The organism is Flavobacterium saliperosum (assembly GCF_900100625.1).
Taxonomy (GTDB): domain Bacteria; phylum Bacteroidota; class Bacteroidia; order Flavobacteriales; family Flavobacteriaceae; genus Flavobacterium; species Flavobacterium saliperosum.
The window spans coordinates 1-21,161 of sequence record NZ_FMTY01000008.1 but is presented as its reverse complement, the minus strand read 5'-3'; the positions used below and the strand labels follow the sequence as shown (position 1 = coordinate 21,161).

Here is a 21,161-nt window from a genome sequence, read left to right as displayed (position 1 = left end):
TCAAGTAGGTTTTGCTGAATGCCCAGCCTTAATTAACTTCATATGAAAGAAGATGTTAGAGTCCCCAAATCCTAACATCTTTTTATTTATTCTTCCGTCAAAGCGTCCCAACCCCTCGCTTTCAATTCAATTCTTGTATTAGCTCTGGTAACCAAATGAATGCCTTCACTTTGCTGTGTCATGTGACCGATGATGGAGAAATTCGGATTCCCTTTAATCTTGTCAAAGTCTTCCATTTTAATGGTAAACAGCAATTCGTAATCTTCCCCGCCGTTAATGGCTACCGTGGTGCTGTCGATGTTGAATTCTTCGCACACATTGATGAACTGAGGATCCAGCGGTAATTTATCTTCATACAGATTACAGCCTACTTCCGACTGTTTGCACAAATGCATGATTTCTGAAGACAAGCCATCGGAAATGTCAATCATGGAAGTCGGTTTTATTTCCAGTTTCTCCAAAAGGTCGCGTACATCCACACGGGCTTCCGGTTTTAATTGGCGTTCAATCAGATACGTGTAATTGTCCAAATCAGGCTGGTTGTTCGGATTCACCAAGAATACCTGTTTTTCGCGTTCCAAAACCTGTAATCCCATGTAAGCCGCTCCGATATCACCGGAAACGACTAACAAATCGGTTTCACTCGCGCCACTTCGGTATACGATTTCATCTTCATTCGCTTCGCCAAGAGCAGTAATCGAAAGAATCAGTCCTTTTTGGGAAGAAGTCGTGTCACCACCAATCACATCTACGCCATAGGTTTTAGCAGCGATGGCAATTCCGGAAAACAATTCTTCCAAGGCTTCCAACGGAAATCGATTGGATACCGCAATGGAAACCGTAATTTGTGTGGGTTTCGCATTCATCGCACAGATGTCGGAGACATTGACCGACACCGCTTTATATCCCAAATGTTTTAGAGGCATGTAAGCCAAATCGAAATGAACGCCTTCGATTAACAAATCGGTGGAAACAACCGCTTTCTTGTCTTTGAAATCCAAAACAGCCGCATCATCGCCTATGCCTCTAATTGTGGAAGGTTGTGTGATTTCAAACTGCTTGGTCAAATGGTCTATCAAACCGAATTCGCCTAATTGCGCAATGTTGGTTCGTTGTTGGTTTTTATCTTCTATCATGGTTATTGCGAAGAATGAAGCAATCTCTTCATTCGTAGTTGTTAATTATAAAAGGTTTCGAATTGCAAAGGTACAAAGGATTATCCCAAACAAAAAACCCGACTGCTTTCGCAATCAGGGTTCTCTTTATTCTCTTCTCTATTTTCTTTGCTCTAAAGAAAATTAATCGTTCAATTTCAATACGGCCATAAACGCTTCTTGCGGAATCTCTACGTTACCCACCTGACGCATACGTTTTTTACCTTTTTTCTGTTTTTCCAACAATTTACGTTTACGGGAAATATCTCCTCCGTAACATTTAGCGGTAACGTCCTTACGTAAAGCCTTAATGGTTTCACGCGCGATGATTTTCGCACCAATCGCTGCCTGAATCGGAATGTCAAATTGTTGTCTCGGAATCAGTTCGCGCAATTTCTCACACATTTTCTTACCGATGTTGTACGCATTGTCCTCGTGAATCAACGCCGAAAGCGCATCCACCGATTGTGCATTCAATAACACATCCAGTTTTACCAATTTCGAAGTACGCATCCCGATGGGCGTATAGTCAAACGAAGCGTATCCTTTGGAAACCGTTTTCAAACGGTCGTAGAAGTCGAATACGATTTCCGCCAACGGCATATCGAAATTCAGCTCCACACGTTCCGTGGTCAGATAGGTTTGGTTGGTAATCAGTCCGCGTTTTTCAATACACAAACTCATTACGTTCCCTACGAAATCCGCTTTGGTGATAATTGTAGCTTTGATATAAGGTTCTTCAACTCTGTCTAATTTGGATGGTTCCGGTAAATCCGATGGGTTGTTTACCACAAGTGCCACTTCCGGCTCTTTTTTGGTATACGCTAGATACGATACGTTGGGCACCGTGGTGATTACCGTCATGTCGAATTCACGCTCCAAACGTTCCTGAATAATTTCCATGTGCAGCATTCCCAGAAACCCGCATCGGAAACCAAACCCTAACGCCGCCGAACTTTCTGCGGTAAATACCAACGAAGCATCGTTCAGTTGCAGTTTTTCCATCGACGCACGCAAGTCTTCATAGTCTTCGGTGTCCACCGGATAAATTCCGGCAAATACCATCGGTTTCACATCTTCGAAACCGGTAATCATATTAGTAGTAGGGGTTTTGGCGTCGGTTAACGTATCACCCACTTTTACTTCTTTCGCTTCTTTAATTCCGGAAATCAAATAACCAACATCTCCTGCAGAAATTACTTGCTTCGGCACTTGGTTTAATTTCAGCGTCCCGATTTCATCGGCAAAATATTCGTTCCCCGTCGCCATGAATTTAATTTTCTGACCTTTACGGATTTCCCCGTTTTTTACTCGGAAAATAACTTCAATACCGCGGAACGGATTGTACACCGAGTCAAATATCAACGCCTGTAACGGTTCGTTCGGATCGCCTTTCGGAGCCGGAATGCGTTCGATAATCGCTGCCAGAATATTCTCCACGCCATAGCCGGTTTTCCCCGAAGCATGAATGATATCTTCTAATTTACAACCTAACAAGTCAATAATATCGTCGCTCACTTCTTCCGGATTCGCGCTCGGCAAATCCACTTTGTTCAGTACCGGAATGATTTCCAGGTCGTTCTCTAAAGCAAGGTATAAATTCGAAATTGTTTGTGCCTGAATGCTTTGTGCTGCATCCACAATCAAAAGCGCGCCTTCGCAAGCGGCAATCGAACGCGAAACCTCGTAGGAGAAATCCACGTGTCCGGGAGTGTCAATCAGATTCAGGATATATTGTTCGCCCTTATAGGTGTATTCCATCTGGATGGCGTGACTCTTAATCGTAATCCCACGTTCACGCTCCAAGTCCATGTTATCCAACAATTGTGCTTTTTCCTCACGCGCCGTAACGGTTTGTGTGGCCCCAAGCAAACGGTCGGCCAACGTACTTTTTCCGTGGTCAATGTGTGCAATAATGCAGAAATTTCTAATATGTTTCATGTCAATCGTCTATTTTTAGCGGAAACATGTAATGCTTCGCATGCCATCTTCGTTCTTTGTCTTTTTTTGGGCGTTTCCTTTCAGGCCGGGCTTTTCGCTGTATCTTTTGTTCCGCTGACGCTGCACAAAAGGATGCCGCTGCAATCCCTAACGCATACTACTCTAATACTACTAAAGGTAGTGATTAATCTGCAAATATAGGTAAAGTTATCCATTGTCAAAGTAGTTGCGTTATTAAGCGCTTAATGCGCAGATTTATTATATGTCATTTTTGATATATTTGCCATTAATCTCGTGAAATCATCTTCAAATGAAAAACTATTTTTATGTTTTACTTTTTCTGTTGGCCTCAGCAAATCATTTAAACGCTCAGAAATCGGCGGCAAACTTCCCGTATAAAATCGGGCAACCGTACCGGGTTTTTGACTTTGACAACATCTATTATTTCTCAAAAGGGGATGAAATAATGACGGTTAAATTCATTAGAAGTCATACCATCATTCAAAAATTTGAGTCCGCCACGCCTTCATTGGTAAAAGATAAGAAATACGACGGCTTTTTTCCCGGTAATTTCAAGATTGAGGACATTATTGAAGTCGGCCAACACTATTATTTCTTCTTTTCGGTCTGGGACGGAAAAAAAGAGGAAGAGCAATTGTTCTCCATTGAAATCGATTTTGCCAAAGGAGAGTTTATCGGACAGCCGAAACTTTTATTTGCCGCAGATGGAAAAATATCGGGTGTGAAAAAAGCCTACGGATTTTTCAATTTGGGCACTTCCATCGAAGATAAATTCGATTTTATACAGGCGCAGGATAAAAGCAATCTCTTGATTCAGTACCGAAAAGTTCCGGCAAAGAAAAACGATAAGGCGAGTTTTGATATTATCGGACTTCACCTCTATGATGAGAGTTTAAATGCCGGTTTTGAAAAGGAAATTAAAATGCCGTATACCGAAAGGAAGATGAATAATCTAGATTACCAGGTCGACAATAAAGGGAACCTATACCTTCTGACCAAAGTCTACCACGACGACAGCAATGATGATAAAAAAAACAAGTCGGATCTGACAGCGAATTATCATATTGAATTATTCATAATCAAATCAGGATCAGATAAGATAGAGATCACACAATATGATAATAAGGATAAGTTCATTAATCAGTTATGGATTAAGGATTCGGGCCTGGGTTACCTCTTTTGCGTGGGGCTGTACAGCAGCGGTGAAAGGTTAAGGAAAGCAGGAGTCATGTCGGCTAAGCAGTCGAATTTTGATGACTGCAAAGGTATTGTGGTTTTTAAGGTTGGCCCGGAGGGAAAAATTTTCGGTGAGGCACATTATGAAATTGCAGACAATCTGATAAACAAGTATGAGACATCAGATAAAAAGAAAGATGATAAATTACCCTACCTGGAACTTAGAGATATAGACATTATGCAAGACGGCAGTATGATTGTTATTGGCGAGCAGTATCATATGGAAATAAAAGGCGGAGGGGGTTTTACAGAATATAAATTTGACGACATTCTGATTTCTAAAATAGATGCTGCCGGCAAATTAGCATTCATGAATAGAATACCAAAAAATCAAAGGGCCTTAAATGAAAACCAACCGTTTTCATACCGCTATTTTAAAATAGATAACAATCCATGTTTAGTGTTTGTGGATAACGTAAAAAATCTGAAATTACCTGCGGATGCAAAACCTCATAATGCTACTGCAGATTTAACAATTGCAAAGGTTTCAGATAAAGACGGAAGCTTTACCAAAGAATTTATTTTAAATACCACCGAAATCAATGGGTTCAAGCTGCACAAATTCGCTATGAACCGCTTTTTGAAAATAAGAGAAAATTCATTCATTTTCGAAGCATATAAAAAAGACAAAGAAGACATTATGATTAAGGTAGATCTAAAATAAGCTTCTATTTGGTCTAAAATATCGTAATTTTGCAGCAAAATGAAGAAGATGGTCAAGATTGGCAACATAGAATTACCCGATTTCCCTTTACTGCTCGCGCCTATGGAAGACGTGAGTGACCCACCGTTTCGTCGTTTGTGCAAGCAGCACGGCGCCGATCTGATGTACTCGGAATTTATTTCCAGTGAAGGACTGATTCGTGATGCCATGAAAAGCCGAATGAAACTGGATATTTTCGATTACGAACGCCCTGTCGGTATCCAGATTTTCGGTGGTGACGAGGAAGCTATGGAGTTATCCGCTAAAATTGTTGATACGGTACAGCCCGATTTGGTGGATATCAATTTCGGTTGTCCGGTAAAAAAAGTGGTATGCAAAGGTGCCGGTGCCGGTGTTTTAAAAGACGTCGACTTAATGGTGCGTTTGACCAAAGCGGTTATCAAAGGAACGAATCTTCCGGTTACGGTAAAAACCCGTTTGGGTTGGGACGAAAGTTCCATCAATATCGATGAGGTAGCCGAACGGTTGCAGGATATAGGCGTACAAGCGCTGACGGTTCATGCGAGAACCCGTGCCCAAATGTACAAAGGGCATTCCGACTGGTCGCACATCGAACGCGTGAAAAACAATCCGCGCATCACCATGCCGATTTTTGGAAACGGCGATATCGATTCACCTCAAAAAGCATTGGAATACAAAAACAAATACGGTCTGGACGGGATGATGATCGGTCGCGCCGCGATCGGTTATCCGTGGATTTTCGACGAAATCAAACATTATTTCAAAACCGGCGAATTGTTACCGCCACCCGATATGGAAGCCCGTATCCAAGCCGCCCAAAACCATCTGACCTGGTCGATGGAATGGAAAGGCGAACGCGTGGGAATTGTAGAAATGCGTCGTCATTACACCAACTATTTCAAAGGCATCCACAGCTTTAAAGAATACCGCCAAAAGTTAGTCACCAACGACAGCCCAGAAGAATTAATGAAAATTTTTGATGAGATCCGTGATGCGTATTCGGATTATCAGATAGTATAATTTCTATCCTGCAGGGTTTCCGCAACTTCATGGATTTGAAAGAGAAAAGCCCGTTTAATTTAGAATTTGACGGGCTTTTTGTTGAGCTCTGAATAGTTAAACTATGTGATGTGATTTGCATCAGGTTTTTTAAATTTTACCGCAGATTCGCAGATTATTTGTATAGATTAGGTTTTTAATCTGGGAATCTGCGGTTGTTTTTTAGGTTGGATAAGAAATCTTTGTGTACTTAGCGCCTCCCTCGCGTTCTTTGCGGTTAAATTAAATTTGCGGTTAGACTAAACCTGTATTTTTTTCCACTTCCCTTTTTTATAGAGTACAATACTCGCCAGTGTTATCGCGGTTTCGGCAATCGGCACCGCCATAAAAACGCCGGTAGGACCCATCTTAAAATGTTTCGCCAAGAGATATGCCAACGGAATCTGGAACAGCCAGAATCCGAAAAAGTTCACCCAGGTCGGCGTCCAGGTATCTCCTGCTCCGTTAAAGGTGTTGATCAGTACCATTCCGATACCATAGAACACATAACCCAGACTCATGGTTTGCAGGGCTTCCACGGCAATATTTTGCACTATGATGTCATTCGTGAAAAAGGAAACGATATAACGTGCAAAAAGCAAGGTGATTACCATGATGGTCGCCATGAACATCGTATTGTATTTCGCGGTGGTGTAAACCGATTTTTCAGCGCGTTCAATTTGTTGAGCGCCTAAATTCTGCCCCACCAAAGTCGCTGCGGCATTGCTCAAACCCCAGGCCGGAAGGATGAAAAACATCATAATCCGCAATGCGGTCTGATACCCCGCCGAACCTTCGTCGCCTCCGGTTGTTGCTACCAATTGCGCTAAGAAAATCCAGCTGCAGGAAGCGATTACGAATTGTAAAACGCCCGGAGCAGCAATTTTGGCAATGTTTTTAATCTGCTCAAAATCGGGAATAAAATAGGACGGGATGATTTTCAGGATGCCTCTGCCGTTGAATAAATGATACAATTGGTACAACACGCCAATGCTTCTTCCGGTAGTGGTGGCCATCGCAGCGCCAACCAGTCCGAAAGCAGGAATCGGTCCGAAGCCGTTGATTAAAATCGGACACAAAATAATGTTACAGAGATTCGCCAACCACAAACTGCGCATCGCAATAGCGGCATTTCCGGCCCCGCGGAAAATCCCGTTAATTAGGAACAAAAGCATGATGCACAAGCTTCCGCCCATCATGATTCGGGTGAAATTCACGCCGTAATCGGCCGCCTCCTGGGAAGCGCCCATAATCAGTAAAATGTCTTTGGCATAAATAAACCCGAAGACGCTGATTACCGTATTGATTACAAAAGCAATAATAATGGCTTGCATTCCGGCTTTGGCAGCGGCAACCGGATCTTTTTCTCCAATGCGTCGCGCTACAACCGCGGTGGCCGCCATGCTGATTCCGATGGCTAACGAGTAGATTATGGTAATCACCGATTCGGTCAAACCCACCGTTTGAATCGCAAAACTGCTGTGTTCCAAATGCCCCACGAAGTACAAATCGACCAAAGCGAAAACGGATTCCATCATCATTTCCAAAACCATCGGAATGGCTAAAAGAATAACGGCTTTTTTAATGCTTCCGGTAGTGTAATCGAAGGAGTCGTCGCCTTTAATAGCGGATTTAAGAGTTGAAAAAATTCGAAAAAGTATAGAGTGTTTTGATGTTTCTGTCATGATAAGTCAGGATAAATAAATGATACGTTCCGGGTTGAAAAACTCGGTTGAAACAGGTGTCCTAATTATCTCCCGATAAGTAAGGGACTAGACAAAAACAATCATGGGCGTTCAATTATAAGAGAGACAAATATAAAAATAAAATCCGAAGTGGAATTAATCGAGTAGATTTTTGCTCACGCGGCTCGAGGCAATCCAGGAAGCGATTAAGCCAAGTGCGGCAATGGTGCCAAGAACAATTACAATATTTAGCAGTTCAAACTGAATCGGGTAGGCCATCGAAGGCGTAATCATAATCAGGGCAAATTGTTGCTGTAAAATCACAAAGGCAATTCCGAGAAGCAATCCGATACTACCGCCAAAAAAAGTCAACAAACTTCCCTGCAGTAAGAAAATGTTTCTCAGATGTTGGATTTCGGCTCCCAGATTGAAAAGCGTTTTCAGGTTGGCTTTCTTGTCCAGGATCATCATAATCAAAGCGCCCACCAAATTAAAAAGGGCCACAATAATCACCAAAGTAAAGATGAGGTATACGGCAATGTTTTCGGTATTGAGCATTTTGTACAAACTGTCGTTCAGTTGCGCCCGGGTTTTGACGGAAACCTTATGGTTGAAAATGTCCTGAAGTTCGGCAACCGCATCTTCTTCGACAGCCCCGGATTTCAGTTTCAGTTCAATCGCGCTAACCTGATTGGGTTGGTATTGCAGTAATTCCTGTGCCAAAGCCAAATCGGTAAAAACATATTTTCGGTCCAAATCATCATTAATCGCATAGATGCCTATCGGAGTTAAAAACGCTTCGTTAAATGCTTCATTCGGATTTTCAATGGTGCCTTTGCCCGGTTTCGGAACAAAAACTTCCAGATGATTGTTGAAGTCAAACAAACCCATCGAAAGTTTATTGGCAATGCCGTAGCCTACGACTACCTGCGACGTGTTTGGGGTAAGCCACTGTCCGGCATAGATTTTCTTTTCGAACGGGTTGGTTTTTTTGAAAATACTGTCCACGCCCTTTAAATAAGCCACTTCCTGTTTTCCGTTAAAGGAAAAAAGCACCCGTTCTTCAATGGTTTTGCTGTACAGCGCAATAGTTTTTGATTGAGACAACCGGTTTAGCTGTTCGGGCGTAATAACCAACGATTTTCCAACCGAATTGGTGATTTTTAAATCGGGATCCGTTTCATTGGCAAACGAAAGACTGAATTCCCGCAATCCGCTAAAAACGGATAAGACCACAAAGAGCGCCATGGCACTAACAACAATTCCAACGGTTGCAATGCCGGTAATGATATTGATGGCAGTACTTTTACTGAAACTGACCGTGTAGCGGCGTGCTATGTAAAACGGAAAATTCAAATTACGATTTCTTTCTTTTGGCTAAAAGGTCACGGTTTTCAATCGGGTTTTCTTCGCCTTTTAAAGCGGTATCGATTTTTTCGATGTAGTCCAAACTGTCATCGATGTAAAAAGTCAGATTCGGAACACGACGCAATTGTTGTTTTACGCGTTGCGCCAAATCGTGTTTGATTAATGGGGTGTTGGTGCGAATCGCGGCCAGGAGTTCCGGACCTTTGTCTACCGGAAAAATGCTTAAATAGACTTTCGCCACCGATAAATCCGTTGTCACGTTCACTTTCGAGACAGAAATAATCAGATTGCTGATTCCGTTTTTACGCACTTCTCCCTGCAAAATATCCACCAAATCCTTTTGCAAAACCGTTCCTATCTTTTTTTGTCTGTTTGTTTCCATGGGGCAAAAATACGATTTTTTTAAGTTACAAAGTTTATTTCATCAGTTCGCCTAAAAAAGGCTCGGGTCAAAGTGGCAAAAAGACAATGTTTTGGGTTAAGTTTTTCTTTTTGGAGCGAAAGGTTCGGGCTTTTCGATAATCCTTTTTCCTGCTGTCCGTTATATCTCTCCGCGATGCGGCGAGGATGCCACTCCCATCAGGGCTATGGGAAAAACCATTTTAATTTTTTTGTGAATAGTGTAAAAACTTTGCGAACTTTGCGGTTCAAAGAATTAATAATTAGACGCGAGATTGTTTCGTTCCTCGCAATGATAAAAAATGAGAAAAATAGAACATATAGGTATTGCGGTAAAAAATCTGGAAACGTCCAACCTGCTTTTCGAAAAACTATTCGGAGCGCCGGCTTACAAACAGGAGGAAGTGGAAAGCGAAGGGGTGAAAACTTCATTTTTCATGAATGGCCCCAATAAGATTGAATTATTGGAAGCCACCAATCCGGAAAGTCCTATTGCAAAATTCATTGAAAAAAAAGGAGAGGGGATTCACCATATCGCTTTTGATGTGGAAGACATCGTGGCTGAAATGGAAAGATTAAAAAAGGAAGGGTTTACGGTTTTAAACGAAATTCCTAAAAAAGGCGCTGATAATAAGCTGGTTGCGTTTCTGCATCCTAAAGGAACAAATGGGGTTTTGATAGAATTATGTCAAGAAAACCCCAATTAATTTTTGTCAGCACAAAAAATAGTGGTATTATTGCAACCTCTAAACCGGTCCTATAGCTCAGTTGGTTAGAGCACCTGACTCATAATCAGGTGGTCCCTGGTTCGAGCCCAGGTGGGACCACAACTGTAAAAAGCCTTCGAAAGGAGGCTTTTTGCCAAGGTTTACAGATGTTGCAATTTTTTATTTATGAAAAAATTAAGATTTTTTTCTAAAAATTATTGTTTTATAGAAAAATCTTTTTATTTTCGTTAAAAAGGTATCGGTATTTAAGAGTTAAATTTCCGATTAATGATAATGTTGTTCTGATAAAATATAAACAGAATATTAAATTTTGATAAAAAAATAAATTTCTTTTTTGTCGGGAAGTTAATTTTCATATTTTTACGCCCATGAAAAATAGCCTACATAAAATAATATTGAGTGCGGTAGTATTGTTAAATGCTTCAGTAGCTTTTTCGCAGGAAGCACCACCGCCACCGCCACCAACTCCGCCGCCAGGACTTCCTGTTGATGCAGGCATTGCTGTTCTTTTAGTAGGTGCGTTAGGTTTAGCCGTTTATTATTTTAGAAATATAAGTACAAAAAAAGCTTCAAATTAATTTGAAGCTTTTTTTTATTTTCCCAATTCGTGTAATCGCGCGACATATTTTCCCACAACATCAAATTCGAGATTGATTTTTGTTCCCACTTTAAAATTTTTGAAGTTGGTGTGCTCCAAAGTATAAGGGATGATGGCTACGCTAAATTCGTTTTGTTTTGAGTTGACCACGGTCAGACTTACGCCATTAACGGTTATCGAACCTTTTTCAATGGTGATGTTGTTCAGGGTCGGGTCGTATTCAAAGGTAAAGTAAATACTTCCGTTGGCATCTTCGATTTTTTTGCAAATTCCAATCTGGTCCACGTGTCCCTGAACAATATGGCCGTCCAAACGGTCGCCTAATTGCATGGCGCGTTCCAAATTGATGCTGTCACCAATTTTCCAATCTCCTAAATTGGTTTTTTCGATGGTTTCCTTTATTGCTGTTACGGTGTAAGTGTCGTTTTCGATTTTTACAACGGTGAGACAGATGCCGTTATGGGCAACACTTTGATCGATTTTCAGTTCTCCGGTAAGGGAAGAATCCACGGTAACGTGAATATTGTCGTTTTCTTTCCGAATATCCTGAATAGTTCCAAGAGTTTCGATAATTCCTGTAAACATAACTATTTATTTTGCTAAATTTGCACATCCAAAATTAGGAATAAATAACTAGTCGTCATGGTTAAAAAAGCAGAAAATATAATTGTAGGGATTTCCATAGGAGATTTGAATGGTGTCGGAAGCGAAGTGATTTTAAAAACTTTTGAAGATACCCGTATGCTTGAGCTTTGCACACCAGTTATTTTTGGCAACGTGAAAATCCTTTCCTTTTTAAAAAAAACACTGAATCTCGAAGCCAGTCTTCACGGGATTGATAAACTGGATCAGATGGTCTTCGGAAAAATCAACGTGCTGAATGTGTGGCGTGAAGGAGTAAATCTGGAATTTGGGGTGAATGATGAGACGGTGGGGAAATACGCCATTAAATCGTTTGTTGCTGCAACAAAAGCGCTGAAAGAGGGTTTGGTTGACGTGTTGGTTACGGCGCCTATTAATAAGTACAACATTCAATCGGAAGAGTTTCATTTTCCCGGGCATACGGATTATCTGAACCAGGAATTGGAAGGCAATGCCTTGATGTTGATGGTGCAGGATACTCTACGTGTAGGGTTGTTAACCGATCATGTGCCGGTAAATGAGGTTTCCAAACATCTGACCGAAGCATTGATTCGAACCAAATTGGAAACGATCAATAGAACGCTGATTCAGGATTTCGGAATCACAAAACCAAAAATTGCGGTATTGGGATTGAATCCGCATTGTGGGGATCACGGGGTTATAGGTAAAGAGGATGATGAGGTAATCAAACCGGCGTTGAAAAAATTGTTTGAGGAAGGGGTGATGGTATTCGGACCGTTTTCAGCTGACAGTTTCTTCGGTTCGGGTCAGTATGAAAAATACGATGCGGTTATTGCGGCCTATCACGATCAGGGATTGATTCCGTTCAAAACGTTGTCATTCGGAAAAGGCGTGAATTATACCGCCGGGTTGGATAAGATAAGAACGTCGCCCGATCACGGAACGGCGTATGAAATTGCCGGAAAAGGACAAGCCGATTATAACTCGTTCAAAGAAGCGGTATATTTGGCGTTGGATGTGTTTCATAACCGAAACGAATACAAAGAGTTGGTAAAAAACCCTTTGAAAACAAAGCAAAAACAGTTATAAACAAAAAAATGTTTACAACTGGTTTGAATTTACAATAATTTTATATCTTTGCACGCTCAAAACTGTTGGTATGAATATTCAGAAAGATTTTTTAATTCCGTTTGTGGGATTAAAGTTGGGGAAACATCAGTTTGACTATCAGATAGATAAAAAGTTCTTTGAGGGCTTTGAATTTGACGAATATAATGACGCCAATATCAAAGTGGAGTTGGTTTTTGATAAGAAGAGCACGCTGCTCGAACTTGCTTTTAAGCACAAAGGAACCATCAATGTGCCTTGTGATTTAACCGGTGAGGATTTTGATCTGCCAATAAAAGGAAAGCTGAACCTTATTGTAAAATTCGGAGATGCTTTTAATAATGAGAATGACGAATTGCTGATTTTGCCTCACGGGGAATTTCAGGTGGACGTAGCTCAGTATATCTATGAGATGATTGTGCTTTCGGTGCCTTCAAAACGGATTCACCCCGGGGTGAAAGACGGTACTTTGAAAACCGAAGCCATTGAAAAACTGAATGAACTGGCTCCGAAAGAGCAACATAAAGAAGAAGAAAATATTGATCCCCGTTGGGATAAATTAAAACAACTATTAACGGATAAATAATATAGTAAGATGGCACATCCTAAGAGAAAAACCTCGAAAACAAGAAGAGATAAGAGAAGAACGCATTATAAAGCGACAACTCCTCAAATTGCAACATGTCCAATAACTGGAGAAGCACATTTATACCACAGAGCGTACTGGCATGAAGGTAAAATGTACTACAGAGGTCAAGTTGTTATTGACAAGCAGGTAGCGGAAGCTTAATCCGAAAAAAAAGAATAGAGAAAACTCTCACTGTGTGGGAGTTTTTTTTGTTAAAACCTATTCGAAACTAATTAAGTAGGAATAAAAGAATATAGGTTTGGGATTTTTTTTGTAATTTCCACCACTTTTTGAAATCTCTTTTTCAGGAAGAAAAATACAACTTTTATGAATAAAATGACAGCCGCTATTACAGCAGTGGGAGCCTACGTTCCGGACTTTGTTTTATCAAACGAGGTGCTGGAAACCATGGTGGATACGAATGACGAATGGATTACTTCCCGTACGGGTATTAAAGAAAGAAGAATGCTGAAGGAAGAAGGACAAGGGACTTCTTTCATGGCAATACGGGCAGCCCAAAATCTGTTCGAAAAATCAGGAGTCGACCCGAAAGACATCGATTTGGTCATTATGGCTACCGCAACACCGGATATGCCGGTTGCATCAACAGGAGTGTATGTTGCCACTCAAATCGGGGCCGTGAATGCGTTTGCCTACGATCTTCACGCAGCATGTTCCAGCTTCCTTTACGGAATTTCTACCGCATCAGCCTATATCGAATCCGGACGTTACAAAAAAGTCCTTTTGATTGGTGCCGACAAAATGTCTTCCATTATCGATTATACCGACAGAGCCACGTGCATCATCTTTGGAGATGGCGCCGGAGCCGTATTGTTTGAACCGAACAACGAAGGATTGGGTTTTCAGGATGAATACCTTAGAAGCGACGGAATCGGAAGGGAATTTCTGAAAATCGATGCAGGAGGTTCTATTTTACCGGCTTCGGAAGAAACGGTTAAAAACAAGCAACATTATGTGTTTCAGGATGGTAAAACGGTATTCAAATATGCCGTTTCCGGAATGGCCGATGTGAGTGAAAAAATCATGGAGCGTAATAATTTGTCTAAAGACGATGTGAACTGGTTAGTGGCACATCAGGCAAACAAACGAATCATTGATGCCACGGCGAACCGAATGGGACTTGATGATGAAAAAGTCCTGATCAACATTCAAAAATACGGAAACACCACTTCGGCCACCTTGCCATTGTTGTTGAGTGATTTCGAAAATCAGTTGAAAAAAGGAGATAATATTATTTTTGCAGCCTTTGGCGGTGGTTTCACATGGGGAGCCATCTACTTGAAATGGGCATATAACAAACAATAACAAACAAACCAAAACCAAATTTAGAATAGTATGGATATCAGAGAAATTCAAAACCTAATCAAATTTGTAGCAAAATCAGGAGCTACAGAAGTAAAATTAGAAATGGATGATTTTAAAATCACCATCAAAACCACTGAAGCTGGAGCAGCTGAAACGACGTATATTCAGCAAATGCCTATGCAGGCAATGCCTCAAGTGGCGGCACCAGTAGCAGTAGCGGCGGCGCCAGTAGCAGTAGCTGCAGCACCTGCAGCAGATGAGAATTCAAAATACATTACTATCAAATCCCCAATGATCGGTACCTTCTACAGAAAACCATCTCCAGACAAACCAATGTTCGTGGAAGTAGGCAGCACCATTTCGAAAGGAGACGTAGTTTGTGTAATCGAAGCAATGAAATTATTCAACGAAATCGAAGCGGAAGTTTCCGGTAAAATCGTAAAAATTCTAGTGGACGATGCTTCTCCGGTAGAATTCGACCAACCATTATTCTTAGTTGATCCATCATAAAAAGTTAGAAGTTAGAAGTCGGAAGTCAGAAGTTAGAAGTGTTTTAGTATAGAAGTGATTCTGTTCTAAATTCTAAATTCTAAACTCTAAATTCAATTTATTGTCTAATTATCTAATTGAAAAGTATGTTTAAAAAAATATTAATCGCAAACAGGGGTGAGATTGCATTGCGCATCATCAGAACCTGTAGAGAAATGGGAATCAAAACGGTTGCCGTGTATTCCACTGTCGATGCGGAAAGCTTACATGTTAAGTTTGCCGATGAAGCAGTGTGTATCGGACCGGCACCAAGTAATCTTTCCTATTTAAAGATGTCCAATATTATTGCTGCTGCCGAAATTACAAATGCAGACGCGATTCACCCTGGTTACGGGTTCCTTTCCGAAAATTCGAAATTTTCTAAAATCTGCCAGGAACACAATATTAAATTTATCGGCGCTTCTCCGGAAATGATTGATAAGATGGGGGACAAAGCTTCTGCAAAAGCGACAATGAAAGCGGCAGGAGTTCCTTGTGTACCGGGTTCCGACGGATTGTTGGAATCTTTCGAGCAAACCAAAAAACTTGCAAAAGAATTCGGCTACCCGGTTATGTTGAAAGCAACTGCCGGAGGTGGTGGAAAAGGGATGCGTGCCGTGTGGAAAGAAGAAGAGTTGCTGAAAGCTTGGGAAGGTGCACGTCAGGAAGCTGCGGCCGCTTTCGGAAACGACGGCATGTACATGGAAAAACTGATTGAAGAACCCCGTCATATCGAAATTCAGATTGTGGGTGATTCTTACGGTAAAGCCTGTCACCTTTCGGAAAGAGACTGTTCGGTACAACGTCGTCACCAAAAATTAACAGAAGAAACGCCTTCTCCGTTCATGACGGACGAGTTGCGTGAGAAAATGGGTGATGCTGCGGTTAAAGCGGCTGAATTCATCAAATACGAAGGAGCTGGGACTGTGGAGTTCTTGGTGGACAAACACAGAAACTTCTACTTCATGGAAATGAACACCCGTATTCAGGTGGAACACCCTATTACAGAACAGGTTATCGATTACGATTTGATTCGTGAGCAGATTATGGTAGCGGCCGGAATTCCGATTTCAGGTAAAAACTATTTGCCACAATTGCACTCCATCGAATGTCGTATCAATGCGGAAGATCCATATAACGATTTCCGTCCGTCTCCGGGTAAAATTACCGTTTTACATGCGCCGGGAGGTCACGGAGTGCGTTTGGATACTCACGTTTATGCCGGATACACGATTCCGTCGAATTATGATTCCATGATTGCAAAGTTGATTACAACAGCGCAAACCAGAGAAGAAGCCATCAATAAAATGAAACGCGCTTTGGATGAATTCGTAATTGAAGGCATCAAAACCACTATTCCGTTCCACAGACAGCTGATGGACGAGCCGGATTATGTTGCCGGTAACTACACCACGAAGTTTATGGAAACGTTCAAAATGAAAGATCCTGAATAAACAGAAAATCCCATCCGCAGAGCGTGATGGGATTTTTTTTGACCCCTTTTTCGATGTCAAATTTTTGTATTGATTGTTTCAGATGATAAAAAACCCGACTCTTTGTTGAATCGGGTTTTATTTTGATTGTTTCGCAGTTCGCCATTCGGCTCGTGTGATGACTGTTTTTTAAACACCTAACTTTTTAGCGATAGTAGTTGGAACCGCTTTTTTGTGTAACATGATTGCTGTTGCTTTGTATTTAGCGAACTCCTTACTCATGTATAGATAGCCTTTATAATCGTTAGTCGTTCCCCAGGAATTTTTCACGATATAGTATTCTTTACCGTTTTGGTCTTTAGAAATTCCAACGATGTGCATGCCGTGGTCGTCTGTAGTCGTGTAGTTGTCGAAGGCTTTCTGACGCATTTCTTCGGTAACTGTCATTTCTTTTTTCGGACCGTTGAACATGTCGGCTTTTTCTTCCGCTGTCATGTCTTCCACTTTTTTCTCCGGAACGAAAGCCACTCCGTTTTTCCAGCTGAAGCTTTTCTCACTTACGTCGCCAGCCCAAGCTACCGTATAACCGTTTTTCAAAGCGTGATCGATCGTTTCTGTTAACTCGTTCATCTTTACATTATATACCTGATCGAACGACCAGTTGTCTGGGACCATTAAAGTAAATTTAGTGTAGTACGGATATTCCTGTAAGGAGGAAATTTCCACATAGTCATCGGCATTAATGCCTATCACTTCTTTGGCAAAAGTTTCCGGAGTATAAGTTTTTCCGTTGTATTGGAACGATTTCGGAGCCTGTCCTAAATACGAATCGATTACAGCGGTATACGCTTTTTCCCAGTTCGGCGTCAATTCTCCGTTCGGATTGCTAACCACCGCTTTAAGAAGGCTTTCGGTTAAAGCAGCCATTTCAGCAAACTTATTTTTATCGGTTCCGTAATTTAAACCGGTATATACCGATTGTGGCACCGCACCATATTTTTTGTACATGTTGATGACATCATGGAATGCCCCTCCGTCGCCTAAAGCCACAGCGCCATGCATGCGTACATAATTTCGTCCTTTTTCGATATAGGCATTTCTTGCGGAATAGATCTGTGAAATCTCAACCGGTTTTTTACCCATGCGAATCATTTCCGATTCTAAAAAAGAATTGGCCGAATAACTCCAACAAGTTCCCGAAGACCCTTGATTTTTTACGGAAGTATTCTCAATGTTCAGTACATCGGTAAATTTATAAAGCTCTTTACTTTTTTCGCTGGCATTGATTTTTAGCGAATTCACTAAATTGTCCTGTGCAAATGCCGATGACATGCTCACAATCAGCGAAGAAGCAACAAGAAAAGGTTTGATAGGAATTGATAACATAATTTTATTTTTTGGTTTCTCTATAGGTTGGTAAAAGTATAAATTGTTACAATTGATAAACGATTTTAACATCATTTTAGGGTTTCATTAAGAAAAAATCCCGTCTCGTGTTTTATTACGGGACGGGATTTTGTTTTTATAAGGTTTCTTTCAGCCATTTGAAAAATTCACGTTGCCAAACTTGCGCATTTTGCGGTTTCAGCACCCAGTGGTTTTCTTCCGGAAAAAGTAAGAATCGGCTTTTGATGCCTTTCAGTTGTGCCGCCTGGAACGCTTCCTGCCCTTGTCCGATGGGTACGCGGTAGTCTTTTCCGCCCTGGATGATTAAAATAGGTGTGTTCCAGTTGTTTACCATGTTGATTGGATTGAACTGAGAGTAGGCTTTTTGTGCATCGGCATTGTCTTTTTCCCAGTAGGCACCTCCGTGATCGAAGTTGTTAAAGAATACTTCTTCGGTGGTTCCGTACATGCTTTGCAGATTGAAAACTCCGCAATGCGAGATAAAGGTTTTGAAACGGTTTTGATGAATTCCGGCCAAGTAGAAAACGGAATAACCTCCGTAGCTCGCTCCTACAGCGCCCAAACGTGTTTTGTCCACATACGATTCTTTTGCCACATCATCAATAGCGGAAAGGTAGTCGTCCATTACTTGTCCGCCCCAATCCTTACTGATGTCTTCGTTCCATTTTACCCCGTGCCCCGGCATACCGCGACGGTTTGGTGCTACAACAATGTAACCTTGTGCTGCCATCGTCTGGAAATTCCAACGGAACGAATAATATTGGGTTAATGCACTTTGCGGTCCGCCTTGACAATATAATAAGGTAGGGTATTTTTTGGTTTTATCGAAGTTGGGAGGAAGGATTACCCAAACCAACATTTTTTTACCATCCGTAGTCGTCACATAACGTCTTTCGGTTTTGCTTAAGGCCAATTTGCTGTAAATCTCCGAGTTTACATTGGTAATTTGTTTCCACGCTTTTTTCTTGAAATCATAAGAATAAATTTCCGAAGCATGATTCATGTCGTTTCTGGCCACAATCACTTTGCCTTCGGTAAACCCAACGATTTCCGTAACGTCGAAATCACCATTGGTAATTTGTCTTACGGTAATTGCAATTCTAGTCAGTCCGGGGAAGTTTACTTCGAAAAGTTGTTTCGTTCCATCAACGGCTGCGATGAAATACACCTTTTTGCCGTCTTCACTCCATTTGAAATTGTCTACCGTTCCGTCCCAACCGGCCGTTAAATTGATGTCCATTCCTTTAAAACGAACGATGATGTCATTTTTATCGGCTTCGTAACCGTCGCGTTTCATTTGCAGCCACGTTAAATTACCTGTTGGTGAAAACGAAGGATGGGTGTCGTAGCCCAAATTGGTTTCGGTTAGATTTTTGGTGGTTTTGGTTTCCAGATTGTATTCGTACAAATCGGTATTCGTACTGATGGCATAGGCCGTTCCGGATTTCTTTTTGCAAACGTAGATGATGCTTTTTCCATCGGGCGACCAGATGTAATCTTCGTCACCACCATGAGGTTTTTGCGGCGTATCGAAAGCTTCTCCTTTCATGATGTCTACCGGAATGGCTTTGTCGTTATTCTCCGAAAAGAAAACATGGTTGTGCGTTCCGTCGTTCCAGGTGTCCCAGTGACGGTAATCTAGTCCGTCGTAAACCTGAGCATCGGCTTTTTTAAGTTCCGGGTACAAGTCTTTTCCCAGTACTTTTTCGGTTTTCACCTCTTTGTGTAACAGTTTGTGTTTTCCGTCGGCCGAAAGGTTTTTGTCTTTTACCAGGTCTTTGGTGTCCTGCACCTCAGTTGCTGCCCCTCCGTTTACCGGAACCGTATAGAATTTTGAATTCGATTTGTTTTCTTCCACAGAAGGTGTGGAGACTTTGTAAACGATGTTTTTCCCGTCTTTGGAAATGCCTAGCGGCGTCACACGTCCTAATTTCCATAATAGTTCAGGTGTCATTACATCCTGAGCCGATGCTGATAATCCCATCATTCCAAGCGTTAAAATAAGGAGTTTTTTCATTATTGATTTTTTTGAAAGAAAGGCTAAAATTAATGATTTTATCGGGATTGCTTATTGGATTGCTTTTTAATTAACAAAAAAGACCTCCCCGAAGGAAGGCCTTTTTCAATTTTATAAGGGCTGTTATTTCTTGATGAAACGTTTTGTGGTTACGTTATCATTATCGGAAATCTCTAAAATATAGTTTCCGGATCCGATGTTTGAAATATCAATCGAACCGTTGTGGAACTTGCCGTTTAGTACTGTTTGCCCCAACAAATTATACACTCGGAACGTTGCGTTTTCTGAAACTTCCGTTGCATTCAATACGTTCGTTGCAGGATTCGGATACAATTTAACTGCTGAAAGTGTGTTGCTGGCTTCCGTTTCTCTTGCTGCCGAAGTGATGTTAATCGTATAATCTTCCACTTGTCCGTAGGAGAACGCTTCACAGGAAGTCGGCACTCCGTTGTATTTCATGGAAACTCGCATTCTAGTCGCACCTAAAGCAGCAGTAGCCGGGATGGTAAATGTTCCGCTTACCGGAGTTGTGGTAGAAGCCGTTTTGCTCCAAACCAATTCGCCTGCATCGGTGAAAACACCATTTTTGTTGTAATCAATCCAAACCGCATACCCTTCAGAATAAACACTGCTTGTCCAAGAAGGAGTAATGGTAATAGTATTTGAAGAACTGCGTGCTGCATTTGTGGATAATGAAGTGAAGTTTTCATATCCGGCAGTTCCTGTTGAAGTGTTGTTGATGGTTCCCATCACCACTTTACCTATTTTCTCATCCGCCGTACTGTTTCCTTGTGAGGTACAGTAAGTGATTGATGACGATAACGTAGTTACATTAACGGTGTTACTTGCCGCAGAAACATTTCCGGCTGCATCTTTCGCTTTTACCGAGAAAGTATAAGCTGTTGCCGCTGTTAAACCTGTTGCCGTATACGAAGTGGTAGTCACGGTACTTAATAAAGTGGATCCTCTGTATACCTCATATCCTGTAACCCCTATATTATCGGTTGCTGCAGTCCAAGATAAATTTGTCGATGTTTGCGTAGTTCCCGAAGCCGTTAAGCTGGTTGGCGCTGTTGGAGCCGTAGTGTCTGCTGTTCCGGTAACTAAATTCACCGTATAATCTTCCACCTGTCCATAATCAAAGGCACCGCAAGCAGCAGGAATGGCGTTGTAACGCATAGAAACACGCATTCTTGTTGAAGTTGCCGTAGCCGTTGCAGAAACAGTAAACGTACCCGAAACCGGAGTAGTAGTTACCG

General features: G+C 41.5%; 19 protein-coding genes and 1 tRNA gene. 10 read left to right on the top strand and 10 right to left on the bottom strand.

From position 1 onward, the window contains the following. Positions 1-86: 86 nt before the first annotated feature. Entirely contained in the window at positions 87-1,136 is a 1,050-nt protein-coding gene (thiL, locus tag BLQ05_RS12255; RefSeq protein ID WP_023577474.1) for a thiamine-phosphate kinase, read from the bottom strand. A gap of 162 nt (positions 1,137-1,298) precedes the next feature. Continuing rightward, positions 1,299-3,095, bottom strand: a complete 1,797-nt coding sequence (gene lepA, locus BLQ05_RS12250; RefSeq protein WP_023577475.1) for a translation elongation factor 4 — start codon at positions 3,093-3,095, stop codon at positions 1,299-1,301. Between the two features lie 310 nt (positions 3,096-3,405). Between lepA and BLQ05_RS12245 the strand changes: the two genes are divergently transcribed. After that, positions 3,406-5,016, top strand: a complete 1,611-nt coding sequence (locus tag BLQ05_RS12245; protein ID WP_023577476.1) for a hypothetical protein — start codon at positions 3,406-3,408, stop codon at positions 5,014-5,016. A 48-nt stretch (positions 5,017-5,064) separates the two neighbouring features. Next, a complete protein-coding gene (dusB, locus tag BLQ05_RS12240; RefSeq protein WP_023577477.1) occupies positions 5,065-6,057 on the top strand; it encodes a tRNA dihydrouridine synthase DusB in 993 nt (330 codons plus the stop codon). A 278-nt stretch (positions 6,058-6,335) separates the two neighbouring features. Here the strand turns inward: dusB and BLQ05_RS12235 are convergent, their stop codons facing one another. From BLQ05_RS12235 to rbfA, 3 genes are all read right to left on the bottom strand, one after another. Next, the gene (locus tag BLQ05_RS12235; RefSeq protein ID WP_023577478.1) at positions 6,336-7,760 is read right to left on the bottom strand and encodes an MATE family efflux transporter; all 1,425 of its coding nucleotides are present in this window, start codon (positions 7,758-7,760) and stop codon (positions 6,336-6,338) included. A gap of 156 nt (positions 7,761-7,916) precedes the next feature. Further along, on the bottom strand, positions 7,917-9,116 hold the full coding sequence (locus tag BLQ05_RS12230) for an ABC transporter permease (protein WP_023577479.1): 1,200 nt from the start codon (positions 9,114-9,116) through the stop codon (positions 7,917-7,919). Between the two features lies 1 nt (position 9,117). Next, on the bottom strand, positions 9,118-9,510 hold the full coding sequence (rbfA, locus tag BLQ05_RS12225) for a 30S ribosome-binding factor RbfA (protein ID WP_023577480.1): 393 nt from the start codon (positions 9,508-9,510) through the stop codon (positions 9,118-9,120). 319 nt (positions 9,511-9,829) lie between these two features. On the opposite strand from rbfA, the gene mce reads away from it, so the two are divergent. Both mce and BLQ05_RS12215 read left to right on the top strand, forming a co-directional pair. Further along, entirely contained in the window at positions 9,830-10,234 is a 405-nt protein-coding gene (mce, locus tag BLQ05_RS12220; protein WP_023577481.1) for a methylmalonyl-CoA epimerase, read from the top strand. A gap of 46 nt (positions 10,235-10,280) precedes the next feature. Next, positions 10,281-10,354 (top strand) — tRNA-Ile (locus BLQ05_RS12215). 253 nt (positions 10,355-10,607) lie between these two features. Here BLQ05_RS12215 and BLQ05_RS13800 read toward each other — a convergent pair. Together BLQ05_RS13800 and BLQ05_RS12205 are read right to left on the bottom strand one after the other, a co-directional pair. Next, complete coding sequence (locus BLQ05_RS13800; protein WP_023577482.1) at positions 10,608-10,754, bottom strand: hypothetical protein; 147 nt, start codon at positions 10,752-10,754, stop codon at positions 10,608-10,610. Positions 10,755-10,847: 93 nt separating this feature from the next. Beyond that, positions 10,848-11,438, bottom strand: a complete 591-nt coding sequence (locus BLQ05_RS12205) for a riboflavin synthase (protein ID WP_023577483.1) — start codon at positions 11,436-11,438, stop codon at positions 10,848-10,850. A gap of 57 nt (positions 11,439-11,495) precedes the next feature. Here BLQ05_RS12205 and pdxA point away from each other — a divergent pair, with 57 nt between their 5' ends. From pdxA to accC, 6 genes are all read left to right on the top strand, one after another. Beyond that, positions 11,496-12,545 carry a 4-hydroxythreonine-4-phosphate dehydrogenase PdxA gene (pdxA, locus tag BLQ05_RS12200; protein ID WP_023577484.1) on the top strand — a complete coding sequence of 350 codons (1,050 nt, stop codon included), beginning with the start codon at positions 11,496-11,498 and terminating at the stop codon, positions 12,543-12,545. Positions 12,546-12,615: 70 nt separating this feature from the next. After that, on the top strand, positions 12,616-13,149 hold the full coding sequence (locus BLQ05_RS12195; protein ID WP_023577485.1) for a YceD family protein: 534 nt from the start codon (positions 12,616-12,618) through the stop codon (positions 13,147-13,149). Between the two features lie 9 nt (positions 13,150-13,158). Then, positions 13,159-13,353: a 50S ribosomal protein L32 gene (rpmF, locus tag BLQ05_RS12190; RefSeq protein WP_023577486.1), complete on the top strand. Its 195-nt coding sequence runs from the start codon at positions 13,159-13,161 to the stop codon at positions 13,351-13,353. 165 nt (positions 13,354-13,518) lie between these two features. Continuing rightward, complete coding sequence (locus BLQ05_RS12185; RefSeq protein ID WP_023577487.1) at positions 13,519-14,517, top strand: beta-ketoacyl-ACP synthase III; 999 nt, start codon at positions 13,519-13,521, stop codon at positions 14,515-14,517. Between the two features lie 30 nt (positions 14,518-14,547). Then, positions 14,548-15,027 (top strand): acetyl-CoA carboxylase biotin carboxyl carrier protein, encoded by a 480-nt coding sequence (accB, locus tag BLQ05_RS12180; RefSeq protein ID WP_023577488.1) that lies wholly within the window; start codon positions 14,548-14,550, stop codon positions 15,025-15,027. A 125-nt stretch (positions 15,028-15,152) separates the two neighbouring features. After that, positions 15,153-16,499, top strand: a complete 1,347-nt coding sequence (accC, locus tag BLQ05_RS12175) for an acetyl-CoA carboxylase biotin carboxylase subunit (RefSeq protein WP_023577489.1) — start codon at positions 15,153-15,155, stop codon at positions 16,497-16,499. 168 nt (positions 16,500-16,667) lie between these two features. Here accC and BLQ05_RS12170 read toward each other — a convergent pair whose 3' ends face one another. From BLQ05_RS12170 to BLQ05_RS12160, 3 genes are all read right to left on the bottom strand, one after another. Continuing rightward, positions 16,668-17,810, bottom strand: coding sequence for a C1 family peptidase (locus BLQ05_RS12170; protein WP_238321153.1), 1,143 nt, complete (start codon positions 17,808-17,810; stop codon positions 16,668-16,670). A 190-nt stretch (positions 17,811-18,000) separates the two neighbouring features. Further along, positions 18,001-19,902 carry a S9 family peptidase gene (locus BLQ05_RS12165; RefSeq protein ID WP_023577491.1) on the bottom strand — a complete coding sequence of 634 codons (1,902 nt, stop codon included), beginning with the start codon at positions 19,900-19,902 and terminating at the stop codon, positions 18,001-18,003. A gap of 123 nt (positions 19,903-20,025) precedes the next feature. After that, on the bottom strand, positions 20,026-21,161 hold a 1,136-nt coding region (locus BLQ05_RS12160), incomplete at its 5' end, for a GEVED domain-containing protein (protein ID WP_244884966.1).